General features: G+C 72.0%; 13 protein-coding genes. 10 read left to right on the top strand and 3 right to left on the bottom strand.

Features of this window, described 5'->3' with window-relative positions; translation table 11 throughout:
* Positions 1 to 112: 112 nt before the first annotated feature.
* Positions 113 to 1,633, bottom strand: a complete 1,521-nt coding sequence (locus tag ACFRU2_RS03045) for a cellulose binding domain-containing protein (protein WP_382966930.1) — start codon at positions 1,631 to 1,633, stop codon at positions 113 to 115.
* A gap of 338 nt (positions 1,634 to 1,971) precedes the next feature.
* On the opposite strand from ACFRU2_RS03045, the gene ACFRU2_RS03040 reads away from it, so the two are divergent.
* The 9 genes from ACFRU2_RS03040 to ACFRU2_RS03000 all read left to right on the top strand — a co-directional run bounded on the left by ACFRU2_RS03040 (position 1,972) and on the right by ACFRU2_RS03000 (position 11,660).
* On the top strand, positions 1,972 to 2,571 hold the full coding sequence (locus tag ACFRU2_RS03040; RefSeq protein ID WP_382966929.1) for an acyltransferase: 600 nt from the start codon (positions 1,972 to 1,974) through the stop codon (positions 2,569 to 2,571).
* Between the two features lie 435 nt (positions 2,572 to 3,006).
* Entirely contained in the window at positions 3,007 to 4,176 is a 1,170-nt protein-coding gene (locus ACFRU2_RS03035) for a hypothetical protein (protein WP_382966927.1), read from the top strand.
* Positions 4,173 to 4,961: a WecB/TagA/CpsF family glycosyltransferase gene (locus ACFRU2_RS03030; protein WP_382966925.1), complete on the top strand. Its 789-nt coding sequence runs from the start codon at positions 4,173 to 4,175 to the stop codon at positions 4,959 to 4,961. Before ACFRU2_RS03035 ends, ACFRU2_RS03030 begins: the two co-directional genes overlap by 4 nt.
* Positions 4,961 to 6,217, top strand: coding sequence for a nucleotide sugar dehydrogenase (locus ACFRU2_RS03025; protein WP_382966923.1), 1,257 nt, complete (start codon positions 4,961 to 4,963; stop codon positions 6,215 to 6,217). Before ACFRU2_RS03030 ends, ACFRU2_RS03025 begins: the two co-directional genes overlap by 1 nt.
* Before the next feature lie 4 nt (positions 6,218 to 6,221).
* Complete coding sequence (gene wecB / locus ACFRU2_RS03020; protein WP_382966921.1) at positions 6,222 to 7,349, top strand: non-hydrolyzing UDP-N-acetylglucosamine 2-epimerase; 1,128 nt, start codon at positions 6,222 to 6,224, stop codon at positions 7,347 to 7,349.
* A gap of 93 nt (positions 7,350 to 7,442) precedes the next feature.
* Positions 7,443 to 8,201, top strand: coding sequence for a chain length determinant protein (locus ACFRU2_RS03015; protein ID WP_382966919.1), 759 nt, complete (start codon positions 7,443 to 7,445; stop codon positions 8,199 to 8,201).
* On the top strand, positions 8,198 to 9,706 hold the full coding sequence (locus tag ACFRU2_RS03010; RefSeq protein WP_382966917.1) for an oligosaccharide flippase family protein: 1,509 nt from the start codon (positions 8,198 to 8,200) through the stop codon (positions 9,704 to 9,706). Before ACFRU2_RS03015 ends, ACFRU2_RS03010 begins: the two co-directional genes overlap by 4 nt.
* A 4-nt stretch (positions 9,707 to 9,710) precedes the next feature.
* Positions 9,711 to 10,835 (top strand): hypothetical protein, encoded by a 1,125-nt coding sequence (locus ACFRU2_RS03005; RefSeq protein ID WP_382966915.1) that lies wholly within the window; start codon positions 9,711 to 9,713, stop codon positions 10,833 to 10,835.
* A gap of 18 nt (positions 10,836 to 10,853) precedes the next feature.
* Positions 10,854 to 11,660, top strand: a complete 807-nt coding sequence (locus ACFRU2_RS03000; RefSeq protein ID WP_382966913.1) for a glycosyltransferase family 2 protein — start codon at positions 10,854 to 10,856, stop codon at positions 11,658 to 11,660.
* A gap of 10 nt (positions 11,661 to 11,670) precedes the next feature.
* Here the strand turns inward: ACFRU2_RS03000 and ACFRU2_RS02995 are convergent, their stop codons facing one another.
* Together ACFRU2_RS02995 and ACFRU2_RS02990 are read right to left on the bottom strand one after the other, a co-directional pair.
* Positions 11,671 to 12,651 carry a glycosyltransferase gene (locus ACFRU2_RS02995; RefSeq protein WP_382966911.1) on the bottom strand — a complete coding sequence of 327 codons (981 nt, stop codon included), beginning with the start codon at positions 12,649 to 12,651 and terminating at the stop codon, positions 11,671 to 11,673.
* Entirely contained in the window at positions 12,585 to 14,621 is a 2,037-nt protein-coding gene (locus ACFRU2_RS02990; protein ID WP_382966909.1) for an O-antigen ligase family protein, read from the bottom strand. The genes ACFRU2_RS02995 and ACFRU2_RS02990 overlap by 67 nt, the downstream gene beginning before the upstream one ends.
* Positions 14,622 to 14,703: 82 nt before the next feature.
* Between ACFRU2_RS02990 and ACFRU2_RS02985 the strand changes: the two genes are divergently transcribed.
* Positions 14,704 to 15,427 (top strand): hypothetical protein (locus tag ACFRU2_RS02985; RefSeq protein ID WP_382966907.1); only part of this gene is annotated, 724 nt, incomplete at its 3' end.

Here is a 15,427-nt window from a genome sequence, read left to right as displayed (position 1 = left end):
GTCCGGACGGCAGGGCCCGGCGCCCCGGTTGAGCGCGCTCGGCCCTGCTTGCCACCGCGCGGCGAGGTGCCGTGCCGGACGCCGCGAGGCAGGCCGGACCGTGACGACAGGCCTAGCGCAGGGCTCCGAAGGCCTTGGTGAAGGCCAGGGGCTGCTGGAGGATCGAGCTGCACGTCGCGTCCGCGTAGTTCACGACTCCGGCCGGGCACTGCCGGTCGCGGGTCGCGGACCACATCGCCAGCCTGCCGATGCCCTTCTCGCTCGCGAATTCCACGAGCTGGGTGGCGTCGGCGACGGTGAAGACCTCGGTCGTGACGTCGTTGACGCCGATCATCGGCGTGACGGCGACGGCCTTCCAGGCCGCCGCGTCCGTAAGGCCCAGGACGCCCTTGATCTGGGCCTGCGTGGCCGTGGCGGCCTGGATCGCGTACCGGCCCATGTCACCGCTGTAGGCGGGCCCGTAGTCCATGGCCATGATGTTGACGCCGTGGATGCGCACGCCGGCCTTCTTCGCGTCCGCCAACAGGGCCACGCCCGGCTGGGTGAGCCCCTCGGGCATCACGGGCAGGGTGAAGGCCACGTCGAGTCCCGGGTGGGAGGCCTGCAGCAGGGCGATGGCCTGCGCGCGGCGGGTGTTGGCGGCGGTGTCGGGCAGGGCCGCGCCCTCGATGTCGAAGTCGACCTTGGTCAGCCGGTACTGGTCGACGACCTTGCCGTAGGCGGCGGCGAGTTCCTGCGCGGAGCCGCAGTTCAGGGCCAGTTCGTGGCCGGCGGCTCCGCCGAAGGAGACGCGCACGTCGCCGCCCTTGGCCCGCAGGGCGCCGATCTGCGCGGCGACCTTGTCGTCCCCGAGCCCGGTGACCCCGCCCCACAGCGGGGCGCAGGCGCCGCCGGAGGTGATGAAGGCGAGGTGGAACTCCTTGACTCCGGTCTTGGCCGCCGTGTCGACCAGGTCGTAGGCCGGGTACAGGGAGGTGTCCACGTACGGCGCGAAGCGCGCGCCGCCGGCCGGGCTCCCGGTCGGGGGCGGGGTCGTGGCGGTGGCCGTCGCGGTGGGCGGGGCGGGCTTGGTCGGCTGCCCGGTGGGGGTCGCGGGAGCGCTGGTACCGGCCGTCGGCGCCGGCGTCGGCGCGGCGGTCGGGGCGCCCGTGGGGGCGGTGGTGGGACGGCCGCCCGGCGGGGGCGTCGGGCCCTGGTCCGCCGAGCACTTGGCCCCGTTGATCCGGCAGGCCGTCGGGTTGCCCGGGTTTCCGCTCGCGCTCGTGACGAAGCCGATCGTGACGGAGTCTCCCGGGGCCAGCTCCTTGTTCCATGCCGCCGGCTTCACGGTGACGTGGCGGCCGCTGACCGTGTGCGAGCCGTTCCAGAGGGAGGCGATCGTCGTGCCGGCGGGCAGGTCGAACTCCAGGGTCCAACCGGTCTGTGCCCGGGTCGTGTTGTTGGTGATCACGTACGTTCCGGTGTAACCGCCGCTCCAGGAGCTCGACTTCGTGTACACCGCGCCGACCGAGGCGGCCTGGGCCGTACCCGTGAAGGCGAAGGCGGCGGCTGCGATCAGCACCGCCACCGCCGTACCGCCTGCGGCCTTGGCCTTCTTGCCCGTCCTGCGCCGGTGACCGGTCGTGCTGCCCATCGCGTGCCTGCCTCTGAATTGCTGGGGAGTTCGGGGTGCGGCAGCACGCTAGCCGCCCCGAAACGGACATTTGATCGATTCGGGGCGGCGATGGCGAACCTTAGGTTCCACTTAAGGAAGCGATCGGGCGACCTTAAGGCAGCGGGCGCCGCTGCGGCCGAGGTGCGGCCAAGTCCACTCCGTGAACAGTCGGTTGATCTTCGGGACGCGCGCAGCCGATGCCGCATATGCTCCCTCCGTACCTCAAAGCGACGTACCTCGATGCGACGCACGTCCCTGTGACGTACATCCGTGCGACCTACGTCCGAACACCTCGCGAGCCATAAGGGGACCGCCCCGTGAGTGTCCGAATTCAACCCTCCTCCCAGGTCGACGAGACGGCCGAACTCGGCGAGGGGACCACGATCTGGGATCTGGCGCAGGTGCGGGAAGAGGCCACGCTCGGCCGCGACTGCATCGTGGGACGCGGGGCGTACGTCGGCCCGGGCGTACGGATCGGGGACAACGTCAAACTGCAGAACTACGCCCTCGTATACGAGCCCGCCGAACTCGGCGACGGGGTCTTCATCGGCCCGGCCGCGGTGCTCACCAACGACTTCTACCCGCGGGCCGTCGACCCCGACGGCCGGCAGAAGCGCGGCGGCGACTGGGAGGCGGCCGGGGTCGTCGTGGCCGAGGGAGCCTCCCTGGGGGCCCGTTCGGTGTGCGTCGCGGGGGTCCGGATCGGGCGGTGGGCACTGGTCGCGGCCGGTGCGGTCGTGTCCCGGGACGTACCGGACTTCGCGCTCGTGGCCGGCGTGCCGGCCCGGCGCATCGGCTGGGTGGGCCGGGCCGGGGTCCGCCTGCTGGAACGCGACGGCGAGCCGGGCGTATGGGAGTGCCCGCGCACGGGCGCCCTGCACGACGAGACCGACGGAACCCTGGCCGAGCGCACCTGACGCAACGTCGGCAATTTGGGTCAATGGCATTTCCTCAAAACCACAATCAATGAACATCCTTGGGCATACCTTGTCCCTGTACACGGGATCTGAGCAGGCAACAGGCTGTGTTCAGTGGGGGGTTGTACACGACGAGGGCAATCGCGGACAAGGTGACGGCCGGCGCAGTTCCACGCGCCCGCCCGCCACCGTCCGCGCGCGCCCGCATCCGGGACTTCGCTGGAGGGGGATCCAGCGGACCCGGACCGCTCGTGCCATCGGGGGGATCACACCGTTGGCACGCGCAGCGTCATGCGCAGTCCCCTCCGCTGGACGACGGCCGCCGGGTCTGTCCTAGGAACGATTTTCAGAGGGGGTAGGTGTGTTGGAGCAGTACGGCTACAGCTCGGACATACAAAGCCAGCAGGGTGCGCGGGAAACCGAGGTGGGGACCCGGTGACCGCCAGACGATTAGCAGCACTGGCCCAGGAGGACCCGTCGCTGCACGCCCTCGCCGAGCGGCTGCTCGCACTGGCCGAGGCGGGGCTGCCCGAGATGTACCTGCCGGGCGCGGAGACCTTCGTCTTCACGCGGGTGGGGACCGTCTCCCCCGACGGCGCGAGGCGCATGGAACGGCGCGGTACGAGCACCCGGTACGCGGCCATCACCGCGCTGGGAGCGCGCTTCCTCCCCGAGGAACGCCAGCGAGCGCTCTTCGACGGCCACAGCGCCGCGGAGTTCACGTCCCTGCTGGTGGAACGGCTGCCCGCGGTGACGAACCTCGGCGACGCCGCGCTCATCACCTGGGCCGCGGCCGAGACCGGCCATCCCAAGCTCGCGGACGCCGTGGCGCGGGTGGCCGAACTGGACGTCCCCGGACGTCCGCAGTACACCGTGGAAGCCGCCTGGGTGCTGTCCGCCCTCACCGCGGCCCGTACCTCGGTGGACGTCGAGTACCGGCTGGCGGCCGCCCGCGACCGCCTGCTGGCGGCCCGGATCGGGGACGGCCCGCTGTTCCCGCACGCCACCGCGCCCGGGCTGGTCCCCGGGTACCGCTCCCACGTGGCCTGCTTCGCCGACCAGACCTATCCGCTCCAGGCACTGGCCCGGCTGCACGCCAGCGCCCCCGACCCGAAGGCCCTCGCGGCCGCCGACGCCTGCGCCGCCCGGATCTGCGCCCTGCAGGGGGACGGCGGACAGTGGTGGTGGCACTACGACGCCCGCACGGGCGGCGTGGTGGAGGGCTACCCCGTCTACAGCGTGCACCAGCACGCCATGGCACCGACGGCCCTCTTCGACCTGGCCGAGGCGGGCGGCACCGACTTCGGCGCCGAGATCCGCCGGGGTCTGCGCTGGATGACGGAGGTGCCCGAGATCAGCGGGCCCGACGGCGTGCCGCGCGAGCCCATGATCCGCGAGGAGTTCGGGGTCACCTGGCGCAAGGTCTACCGCGGCGACCCCGCCAAGGCCGTGCGCGCCGCCCGCGGACTCACCACCCGGGTCGCCCCGCGCGCCCGGCTGGCCCCGCTCGACCGGATCTTCCGCCCCTTGGCGGTGGACCGCGAGTGCAGGCCCTACGAGTTCGGCTGGCTGCTCCACGCCTGGCTCGGGGGGCTCGGGAGATGAACCACAGACAGTCCCTCTTCGGAGTGGCGCTCGACCCCCTGACCATGGACCAGACGGTCCAGCGCTGCCTCGACGCCGTCCGGCGCGGTGAGCAGATCGAGATCGGCATGGTCAACGCGGCCAAGCTGGTCAACATGCGCCGCGACCCCCGCCTGGCCGCGGCGGTCGCGGGCTGCGACCTCGTCCTGGCCGACGGCCAGGCCGTGGTCTGGGCCGGTCGCGTCCTGGGGGTCCGGCTGCCCGAACGGGTCGCGGGAATCGACCTGTTCATGCGGCTGCTGGCCGCGGCGGAGACCGCCGGGATCCCCGTCTACCTGCTCGGCGCACGGCAGGACGTACTGGACCTCATGCTCGGCCGGATCTCCGAGCGGTTCCCCGCCCTGCGCGTGGCGGGGAGCCGCAACGGCTACTTCGAGGACTCCGAACAGGGCGAGGTCGCCGACGCCGTGGCCGCGAGCGGGGCCCGGATGCTGTTCCTCGGCATGACCTCGCCCAAGAAGGAGATCTTCACCGCCGGCTACGGCAAGCGCACCGGCACCGACGTGGTGCACGGCGTGGGCGGCTCCTTCGACATCCTGGCCGGCATCACCAAGCGCGCCCCCCTGCTCTGGCAGCGGATGGGGCTCGAATGGTTCTACCGGACCCTCCAGGAACCGCGCCGCCTGGGCAAGCGCTACCTCACCACCAATGCCGCCTTCCTCCTCATGACGGTCCGCGAGCTCATCCGCCGCACACCGTCCAGGCCGTTCACACCGCCTTCCGGTTCCGCGAACAGGAGTCACTGATGCGCGTCGTCGTCGTGGGACAGGGATACGTCGGCCTTCCGCTGGCCATCAGGGCCGCCGAGGTCGGGCACCAGGTGGTCGGTTACGACGTGGACGCCCGGCGGGTCAAGAGCCTCGCCGCCGGCGAGTCGTACGTGGAGGACGTCTCCTCCGCGCGGCTGGCCAAGGCGCTGGAACTGGGTACGTACCAGGCCAGTGACCAGGCCCGGGACTGCGGCGGCTTCGACGTCGCGGTCGTCACCGTCCCGACCCCCTTGCAGGACGGTGCCCCCGACCTGCGCTACATCGAGGAGTCCGCGCACACCCTGGCGCGCTTCCTGCGGCCGGGAGCCACCGTCGTACTGGAGTCGACCACCTACCCGGGCACCACCGAGGAGCTGTTCGGGCCGATCCTGGAGGACGGTTCGGGCCTCACGGCCGGCGTGGACTTCCACCTCGGATACAGCCCGGAACGCATCGACCCCGGCAACAAGGTGTGGGGCTTCCAGCAGACGCCGAAGGTGGTCTCCGGCGTCAACGCCCTGTCGCTCAAGGCCGTGGAGACCTTCTACGCGGGCCTCGTCGACACCACGGTGCCGGTGCGCTCCCCCAAGGAGGCCGAGCTGGCGAAGCTGCTGGAGAACACCTTCCGGCACGTGAACATCGCCCTGGTCAACGAGATAGCCATGTTCGCCCGCCACCTCGACATCGACGTGTGGCAGACCATCGAGGCCGCTTCCAGCAAGCCGTTCGGCTTCATGAAGTTCACGCCGGGCCCCGGCGTCGGCGGTCACTGCCTGCCGATCGACCCCTCGTACCTGTCGTGGCGGGTCCAGCGCGAGCTGGGCCAGAACTTCCGCTTCGTGGAGCTGGCCAACGACATCAACAGCCACATGCCCGAGTACGTGACGCGCCGGGTCATGGACGCCCTCAACGCCAAGCGCCGCTCGGTCAACGGCTCCCGGATCCTGCTCCTGGGCCTGGCGTACAAGAAGAACACCGGCGACGCCCGGGAGTCTCCCGCGGTGCGCGTCGCCCAGCTGCTCCTGGACATGGGCGCCAAGGTGCGCGCGGCCGACCCCCACGTGGTGGAGAGCATCAAGGTCGACGCCCGCCTCTCGCGGGTGGAGCCGACCAAGAAGGAGCTGGCCGCCGCCGACGTGGTCGTCCTGCTCACGGACCACGACTCCTTCGACTACGCGATGATCACCGAGCACGCCTCGCTGATCCTCGACTGCCGCAACCGGCTGTCGGGACCCACGGTGGAGGTGCTCTGACTCCATGACCAGGATCGTCTGCGTGGCCGGGGCCCGGCCCAACTACATGAAGATCAAACCGGTGATGGACGCGCTGGAGCGCCGCGGCGCCGAGGTCGTCCTCGTCCACACCGGCCAGCACTACGACGAGTCCATGAACGACGTCTTCTTCCGCGACCTCGGCATCCGCTCCCCCGACCGCTATCTGGGAGCCGGGTCCGGCACCCACGCCGAGCAGACCGGCCGGGTGATGGAGGCCTTCGAGCCGCTGCTCGAGGAGCTGGTCCCGGACGCGGTCGTGGTGGTCGGGGACATCAACTCCACCCTGGCCTGCGCCCTGGTCACCGCGAAGGCCGGGCCGCTGCTGGCCCACGTGGAGGCGGGGCTGCGCAGCCGGGACTGGAGCATGCCCGAGGAGGTCAACCGGGTCGCCACCGACCGGATCAGCGACTACCTGCTGGCCCCCTCCCCCGACGCCGCCGCGAACCTGCGGTCGGAGGGGTACCGGGAGGACCAGATCCACGTCGTGGGCAACGTCATGATCGACACCCTGTTCTCCAACCTGGACCGGGCCCGGCGCTCCGACGTCCTCGACCGCTACGGGCTCACCCGCGGCGGGTACGGCCTGGTCACCCTGCACCGGCCGGCCAACGTGGACGATCCGGACGCCCTGCGCGGTCTGCTGAAGGCGCTGGGCGAGATCGCGGGCCGCCTCCCGCTGCTGCTGCCCGTGCACCCCCGGGCGGCCGAACGGCTGGCCGAGATCGGCGTCCCCGGCGGCATCCGGCTGGTGCCGGCCGCCGGATACCTCGATTTCATCGCCCTGCAGGACTCCGCCCGTGTGGTGCTCACCGACTCCGGGGGCATCCAGGAGGAGACCACGGCGCTCGGCGTGCCCTGTGTGACCCTCCGGGAGAACACCGAGCGCCCGATCACCGTCGAGCAGGGCACCAACGTCCTGGCGGGCACCGACCCGGACCGCATCACGGCCACGGTGCACCGGGTGCTCGACGATCCGCCCGCGCCCCGCTGCCCCGAGCTGTGGGACGGCCGCGCGAGCGAGCGCATCGCGCAGGTGCTCCTGGAGGGCGGGAGCGCGGCGACCCGGCCGCGGCCCACCGACCTGGTCCCGGGCACCGCGCCCGTCGTCTAGCGCCGTGGCCGGAAGGGTTCGCCGTGGTACGGCGGACCCTTCCGGCCACGGCACCGTTTCCACCTCTGTTCCACCTGGATCGAAAGAAGGCTGATGGACCTCGCGGAGATCTGGCGGGTCATGCGCAGGCGCTGGTACGTGCTGCTGCCCGGGCTGCTGCTCACGGCCGCGCTCATCACCGGCGTGTACCTGCTGGTCCCCGTGGAGTACCGGTCGCAGAGCACCGTGACCCTCCTGAACTCGAAGAAGGCCACGGTCGCCTTCGACGGCAACCCCTTCCTGAGCACCCAGGCCTCGCTCACCGGCATGGCCGACGGGCTGGCCCGCAACCTGAACTCCGACGATTCCAAGGCCGACCTCAAGGCCCAGGGACTCACCGGCGTGTACGAGGCGAAGATCGCCGACAACGCCCAGGGGCCCTTCATGTGGCTGAGCGTCACCGGCACCGACCCGGCCGCCGTCCTGCAGTCCGACAAGCTCTTCACCGCGTACGCCGAGAAGCGGCTCCTGGAGTTCCAGGCGCAGCAGTCGGTGACCCCCGAGGCGATGATCCGGATGGCGACGATCGTGCCGCCGCAGAAGCCCGAGGCGCAGACGAAGACCCGGCTCCAGTACCTGGTCATGGCGGCGGCGCTGGGCTTCGTCCTCAGCCTGGTGGCCACCTTCTTCGTCGAGGCCCGGCGCCGCAAGGCCGACAAGCCCGGCCGGCGCAAGCCTTTGCCGTCCGAGCCCGGTCCACCCGAGAACCCCGGTCCGGCTCCCGACGATCACACGGACCCGGTGGACCCCACGGCCACCATGGCGCTCAAGGTCCTGCCCCCATCCGCCTTCCGCTCCAAGGCATCGAAGTGACCACTCCCGCCACGGACACCAGCACCGGCACCGGCACCGGCACCGAGGAATCGCCCGAAGCGCACTCCCTGGGCCGCAAGGTGGGGTCCGCCGCCCGGTGGAGCCTGGTCAACACCGTGGTGATGCGCCTGGGCAACTTCGCCATGGGCATCGTCCTCGCCCGCTTCTTCCTCGGTCCCGAGGCCTGGGGCGTCTACGGGATCGCCCAGACGGTCCTGCTGGTCCTGCTCTCCGCGAACGAGCTGGGGGTCTCCCTGGCCATCGTGCGCTGGGAGGGCGACCCCCGCCGCTTCGCCCCGACCGTCCTGAGCCTGAGCGCCGCCTCCAGCTGCCTGCTCTACGCGGTGCTGTTCGCGCTCGCCCCGGCGGTGGCCGGTGTGCTGGGCTCGCCCGAGGCCTCCGGCGTCCTGCGGGTGATGTGCCTGGTCGTGGTCCTCGACGGCCTGTCGCAGGTACCCGCGGGCTTCCTCACCCGTGCGTTCGCGCAAGGCCGGCGGATGGCCGTCGACGCGGTCAACTTCGTGCTCAGCACCACGGTGACCCTGCTCCTGGCGATGCAGGGCTGGGGTGCGATGAGCTTCGCCTGGGGCGCCGTCGTCGGCAGCGCGGGCGCGCTCGTCGGCTGCTGCCTCGCGGCCCCGGGCACCCTGCGGTTCGGCTGGGACCGGGAGCAGGCACGGGCCCTGCTCCGGTTCGGGCTGCCGCTCGCCGGAGCAAGCCTGCTCGCCCTGGGCGTCGCGAACGTGCCGCCGATGGTGGTGGGTTCGACCCTGGACCAACTGGCCCTCGGCTTCTACGTCCTCGCGTTCAACATCTCCGGCTGGCCCGTACGGATCGTCTCCGAGGCGGCCCGCCGGGTCTCCTTCGCCGGATTCTCCCGGCTGGCCGAGTCCCCCAAGGCCCTGGCCGACGGATTCGGCCGGGCCCTCGGCGTCCTGGTGACGGTCACCGTCCCGCTCTGCGTGCTGCTGGCCGGCCTCGCCGGACCGATCGTGGTGCTCGTCTACGGGGAACGCTGGGAGCCCGCCGCCCGTGCACTGCCCTGGCTGATGGCTCTCGGCCTGATCCGGATCGGCTGCGAACTCGCCTACGACTGTCTGGTGGCCATCGGGCGACGCCGCTCGCTGATCGCCGTACAGGCCCTGTGGCTCCTCCTCCTGGTCCCGGTCCTCGTGGCCGGCGCCCGCACCGGCGGGATCGCCGGGGTGGCCCAGGGACAGGTCCTGGTTGCCGGGGCCGTCGTGGTGCCGGTGTACCTCGTCGCGCTGCACCGCGGCGGTGTCCGGCTGGGCATCGTGGCGCGCGCCTGCGCCTGGCCCCTCCTCGGCGGGGCCGTGATGGCGGGTGCGGTTCTCGGCCTGGAACGGGTCCTGGGCGACGGCGTCCTCGCGCTCCTGGCGACCACGGCCGCCGCCACCCTGTGCTATGCCGTGTGCGTCCTGCCCAGCTTCGGGTTCCTCCGCGGCACCGCACCGGCCGCCACGTCCACGACGATCAAGGAATGACACCATGGCACGCCTTCGCAGACGACTGTGGGCCTGGCTGCTGGCCGGGTTCTTACTGGTCGCCGCCCTGACCCTCTACCAGGCCGAGCGGACGGGCCGCAGCGAGTCGGCGGCCGATTCCTGCCCGGAAGCCGCCCTGGAGTGCCCCGGCGAGGAGAAGCCCCTCCCCCTGCCGGTGCCCACCACCACGGAGCCCTCCGCCTCGCCGTCCGCATCGGGCAGCCCGAGCCCCTCCGCGGCCTCCGCCTCCCCGTCACCCACTCCCCCGCCGGGCAGCAGTGCGCCGCCCGCACCGGGCCCCGCCTGCAACGCCACTTCACCCGGCGCCTGCGGCTTCCCCGACGCGCGCTCCACCGGCCCGCGGATCGCGCTGGAGCGGCACGACACCGGGAACATGTCGATCAAGACCGACGGCACGGTCATCAAGGGCTGGGACATCCGCGGTTCGCTGGACGTCTACGCCGACAACGTCACGATCATCGACAGCCGGATCACCTCGACCAACTGGTGGGGCGTCAACCTCCGTCCGGGCTTCAAGGGCCTGCGGGTCCTGCACACCACGATCACCGCCGTACCGGGCAAGGGCCCCGACAACGGCGGCGTCAACTACGCGGTGTCCAACATGGGTGACAGTTCCGTCGAGGTCGGCTGGTGCGACGTCTCGGTGTTCGGCAACGCCCTGTCCATGGGCCAGGGCGATCTGCACGACAACTACGTCCACGACATCGTCGCCTTCCGCAACCTGGGCGGGGAGTGGCAGCACACCGACGCCGTGATCAGCGGCGGTGGCAACAAGGGCCGGCTGACGGTCCGCCACAACACCCTGCTGAACTCCGTCCCGGTCGACAAGGGCGCCAGCGCGGCGCTCGGTCTCTTCGCCGACACCGGCGTGGTCTCCAACGTGATCATCGACAACAACTGGCTGGCCGGAGGGGCGTACGCGCTCTACGGCGGCGGCCCGGGGGCCACCGGCATCCAGGTCACGGACAACGTGTTCTCCACCCAGTACCACCCCAAGAGCGGGCTCTACGGGGCGGTCGCCGCGTGGAACGCGGGCGGCGCGGGGAACGTGTGGCGCGGCAACCGGATGTCGGACGGGCGTCCCGTCGTACCCGAACCCTCCCCCTGACCACCGAGAGGACATGACATGCGCCGCATCGCCCGGGCCCCCTGGGAGCTGCTCAAGCGGGCCTTCGGCTGGCTGGTGCTCTTCGAGACCAGGAACAAGCTCCTGCTGGCCCCCTCCGCCCTGCGGCTGCGCCGTTTCGAGAACGCGGAGACCGGCCGGCTGGGCTCGCTCCTGGAGCGGCCGCCGTCCGCCCTGGTGGCCACCGTGATCGCCACCCACCGCCGTCCCGAGGCCCTGCGCGCGGCCGTGCGCTCGGCCCTGGCGCAGACCGTGGCCGACCAGGTGGTCATCGTCGTGGACGACGGCGCGGGGCTGCCCGAACTCCCTCCGGACCCGCGGCTCTTCGCGGTGTCGCTGGCGCGGAACACGGCCACGGCCGGAGTCGTGCGCAATGTGGGGATCCGGCTCAGCCGCTCGCGGTACGTGGCCTTCCTGGACGACGACAACCTGTGGGAGCCGGACCACCTGGAGCAGGCCCTGACGGCCCTGGAGTCCCCGGGCGGACCGGACGCGGTGTACACGGCGCTGCGCCGGATGCTCCCCGACGGCACCCAGCGGGACGTGCTGTCGGTGCCCTTCGACCGCCGCCGCAGCGCGCACGAGGCCTTCCTCGACACCAATGCCTTCGTGGCGCGCCGCACCCCGGCCCTCCACTTCAGCCGGCTGCGGCGCACCCCCGAGGTGCTGCCCCGTGAGGACTGGGAGCTGGTGCGCCGCTACAGCAGGCGCCACGAGGTGCGCCACCTGCCCCGGCCCACCGTCCGGTACCTGGTCAACCCGGAGAGCTTCTACACCGCCTGGGACGGGCCGGCGCCCGTCGCCTAGATCCGCCGGCTCAGGGCCCCGGGGTGGCGCGCAGGGCGGTCCGGCTGGCCAGGGCGCGGGCCGCGGCCCGGTTCGCCGGGCGGCCGAGCGCCGCCCGGGAGGTCTCCCGTAGCAGCACGGCCGCACGGAAGGCCGCGGTGGCGGGCGCCGAGTGGCGGCGGCCGTAGAGGCGTACGCGGTTGAGGGTCAGCAGGGTCCACAGCCGCGGGGAGACCTGCGAGTCCCCGCCGAGGTGGACGGCCGAGGCGGCGGGTTCGAGCCGGGTGGCGAAGCCCCGGTCGCCGGCCCGCAGGCAGTACTCGGTCTCCTCCGAGTAGAGGAAGAACGATTCGTCCCAGGTGCCGCAGGCCTCCAGGCACTCCCGGGAGAGCGCCATCAGGGCGCCGGTGGCCCAGTCGGCGACCGTCCTGCGCCCGTACGCCGACGGATCGGTGACCAGCTCGCTCCAGCGCGGGAAGCGCCCCGCGCGGCGGTTGCCGATCACGGCCTCGCCCAGGGCGCGGGTCACCCGGGACTCCCGGCGCAGCGAGTAGTGGAGCGTCCCGTCCTCCTCGTACAGCAGCGGGACGCTGATCCCCACCCGGCCCCCGCCCTCCACCGGATCGCCGAGCTCGCCCACGAGGAGCTCCGCACAGCCCCGCCGCATCCGGATGTCCGGATTGCACACCAGGGCGGCGCGGAAGCCGCCGTCCCATCCGGCGGCGGCCGCCAGGGCGGCGTTCACCCCGGCCGCGTAGCCCGCGTTGCGGCCGGTCTCGACGACCGTGGCCTCGGGAGCCAGCGACCGGACGAGGTCCACGGTCCCGTCGGCGGAGTCGTTGTCGGCGACGACCAGCCGCCAGTCGACGCCGGCCATGCCCTCCGGCAGGGAGGCGAGGAACTCGGGTATCACCCGGGCGCTGTTCCAGGTGACGACGAGGACGGCTACGGGGCCGGTTGAAGCGGTGCCGCTCGAAGCGGTGCCGTCGGAAGCGGTGCTGTCGGAAGACACGGGGACTCCACGTTTCGGGGCTCGGGCGCGGCGCGCCGGATGAAGCCGAGGTAGCTGCCTCCGGCGGCGATCGTCAGGAAGAACATCCCGGCGAACATCGGGAAGCTGAGGGCGTCGAAGGTGGCCGCGCTGACCAGGGCGACGAGAGCCGAGGCGAAGAAGGCCTGGCCGAGCTCCCGGTCGGACTCGTTCGCGGCGAGACGGCGGATGGCGCCGCCCTGGTGGATTCCGGTGAGGAACAGCGCCAGGAGCGCGAGCAGACCCAGCAGGCCCATCTCCGCCAGGGTCAGCATGTACTGGTTGTCCGTGAAGAAGTAGAGGTCCGGGGTGAAGGTGCCCAGGCCCCGGCCGAACAGCGGGTGTTCCTCCAGGTAGGGCACGATCGCGCTGTACTTCACCGTGCGGGCCTGGGTGCTGCTGTCGGAGTTCGACACGAAGGACGCGAAGAGCGTGGTGATCGTGCCGATCAGGCCGGGGATCATGACCTTGAAGACGGCCACCGAGCCGAGCAGCAGGCCGAGAGCGGTCCAGCGGCGCTGCGGCTTCCAGCGCGGCACCATCACCAGCACCACGATCAGGGCCCCGATGATGGAGGTCCGCGACACCGTCAGCGGCAGGGCGCCGCCCATCAGCGCCACCGGAACCCAGCGGCGCCAGCGGCTGAGCTGGGCCCGGGCCGGATCGAAGGCCTGCTGGATCGCGAAGGGCAGCAGCAGGGCGAGCATGCCGCCGAACTCCAGCGGCTGCGCGGTCGTCGACCGCGGCCTGGTGAACGCACCCCGGTCCAGGGTGGTGATCTGCGCGACGCTCGACTGGAGCCCCGGGATGCTGATCTTCTCGGCGATGTTCGTCGCGGTGAAGAAGTCGTAGTAGCCGATGGCGGCGACCACCGCCCCCATCACGACGGCCCGCCGCAACAGCACGTCCAGGCGTGCCCGGTCCTGGATCCCGGCGGAGATGAGCACCACCAGCGACACCCAGACCAGCAGCCCGATCAGCCCCCGGTCGGCGCCCAGCACCTCCTTGTGCGAACTGCCCCGGGAGGCGTTCGCGAGGTACGAGGCCAGGACCGAGACGGCCAGCAGCCACATCACGACCCGGGGCAGCCGGGTACCGGGAGCCGGTCTGATCCGGCCGGTCAGCCAGGTCGCCAGGTACCAGAACAGGGCCAGGAGCGCGAAGACGTTGGCCGGGGTGCCCACGCCGCCGAGACCCGGCAGGGTCAGGTTCGAGGGGATGAAGAAGGCCAGCCCCAGATAGCCGGTGAGCAGGGCGGTGGCGTCCAGCTCGCGGTGGCGCGTCCGCCGGCGCACGCGCGGGGCGGCCGTCCCCGCGGCGGCAGCTGCGGCCTCGCGCCGCCGGCGGCGGCCCGCCAGCATGCTCTCCAGGACGAAGGAGGCCGTGAAGCCGGCGACCAGGCCGGCGATGAGCACGGCCAGGACCTGCTGGTAGCGGGTCTTGAGCTGTGGTTTCGGGGTCTGCGGCAGCACCACGGGGGCGGTCTGCACGAAATACGCGGGCTGCACCTTGGCCGCCGCCTGGAGCGCGTTGAGCTGCTCCCCGGCGAAGTCGGTGAGCACGCTGGTCTCCTTGAGCACCTTGGCCCGGTTGGTGCCCGTGACGGTCAGCGTGAGCATCGGGCCCGAGGCGTTCGCAGCGAAGCCGACCGTGTACGGGTCGGTCACCCCGAGCCCGTGCAGGTCCCGGGCCGCATCGGCGCCCGACAGGGTCCTGATGAGCACGTCGGCGGTCACCACCAGCGAACCGCCCGCGTTCGCGATGGGGTTGCCGAAGGCGGGGGCCAGCTGGGCCACGGCCGCGGAGTCCAGCAGCGCCACCGAGCTCTGGGACTGGTAGGACACCGGGACCGACTGGTAGAGCTGCGCTCCCGCGAGGACCCCGCACAGCGTCAGGGGCGCCATGACGTACCAGCGTCGCCGCAGCACCGCTCCTATCTCACCGATGTTCACGAACGCTCCCTCGCAACTGCCCGGGAACCGTTGGCGTCTTGCCCGGCGTCCTGGGAAGATCGAACACGACGGAAGGAATCCTGTGTCGCCTGGTGAGCTGTTCCGCACGTTGCGCCGCCGCTGGTACGTGCTCGTCCTGGCGGCAGTGCTGGCGGCCGCCGGGGCGCTCCAGGTGCTCCGGCCCACCACGACGTACGTGAGCACCGCGATCGTCGTCCTCAAGCCGCCGGTGACCGGCAACCAGCCGAACCAGCTCGCCAATCTGCAGCCGCCGCTGGCCGCCGTCTCGCTGGCCGCCGTACAGCAGTTGGACTCCTCCGACGGGGAGGCCGAACTGCGCGCCGCCGGGGTGCTGGGCACCTACCGGCTGATCCCGCGCAACAGCGGCACGAGCGTCACCCCGCGCTATCTCATCCCCTCCCTCCAGATCCAGGCGCAGCACACGGACCCGGCCACGGCCGACCGTTCGGTCCTGAAGGTCGTCGAGGTCTACGGGAAGCACCTCTCGGACATGCAGGCCGAGCAGCAGATCCCGGCGGCGGGCCGGATGAGCGTCACCCTGCTCGTACCGCCGTCCGCGGTGGCCCAGCTCGGGACCAAGAGCCGCGGACTGGCCGGGACGGCCGTCCTGGCCCTGGTCGCCGGCACGGCATGCGCGCTGTGGACCGATCAGTTGCTGGCGGGCCGCGCCCGGCGCCGGCGCGAACGCGCCGGCTACCGAGAAGGAACGAACAAAAGGGGGAGGGGACTACCTCTCGAGAGGGACGGGGGGGGGGGGGGCGAGGAGGGGGAGCACGGGACGATAA

The organism is Streptomyces sp. NPDC056883 (assembly GCF_042788835.1).
GTDB lineage: Bacteria > Actinomycetota > Actinomycetes > Streptomycetales > Streptomycetaceae > Streptomyces > Streptomyces stoeckheimensis.
This window is presented reverse-complemented; position numbering and strand designations above follow the sequence as displayed.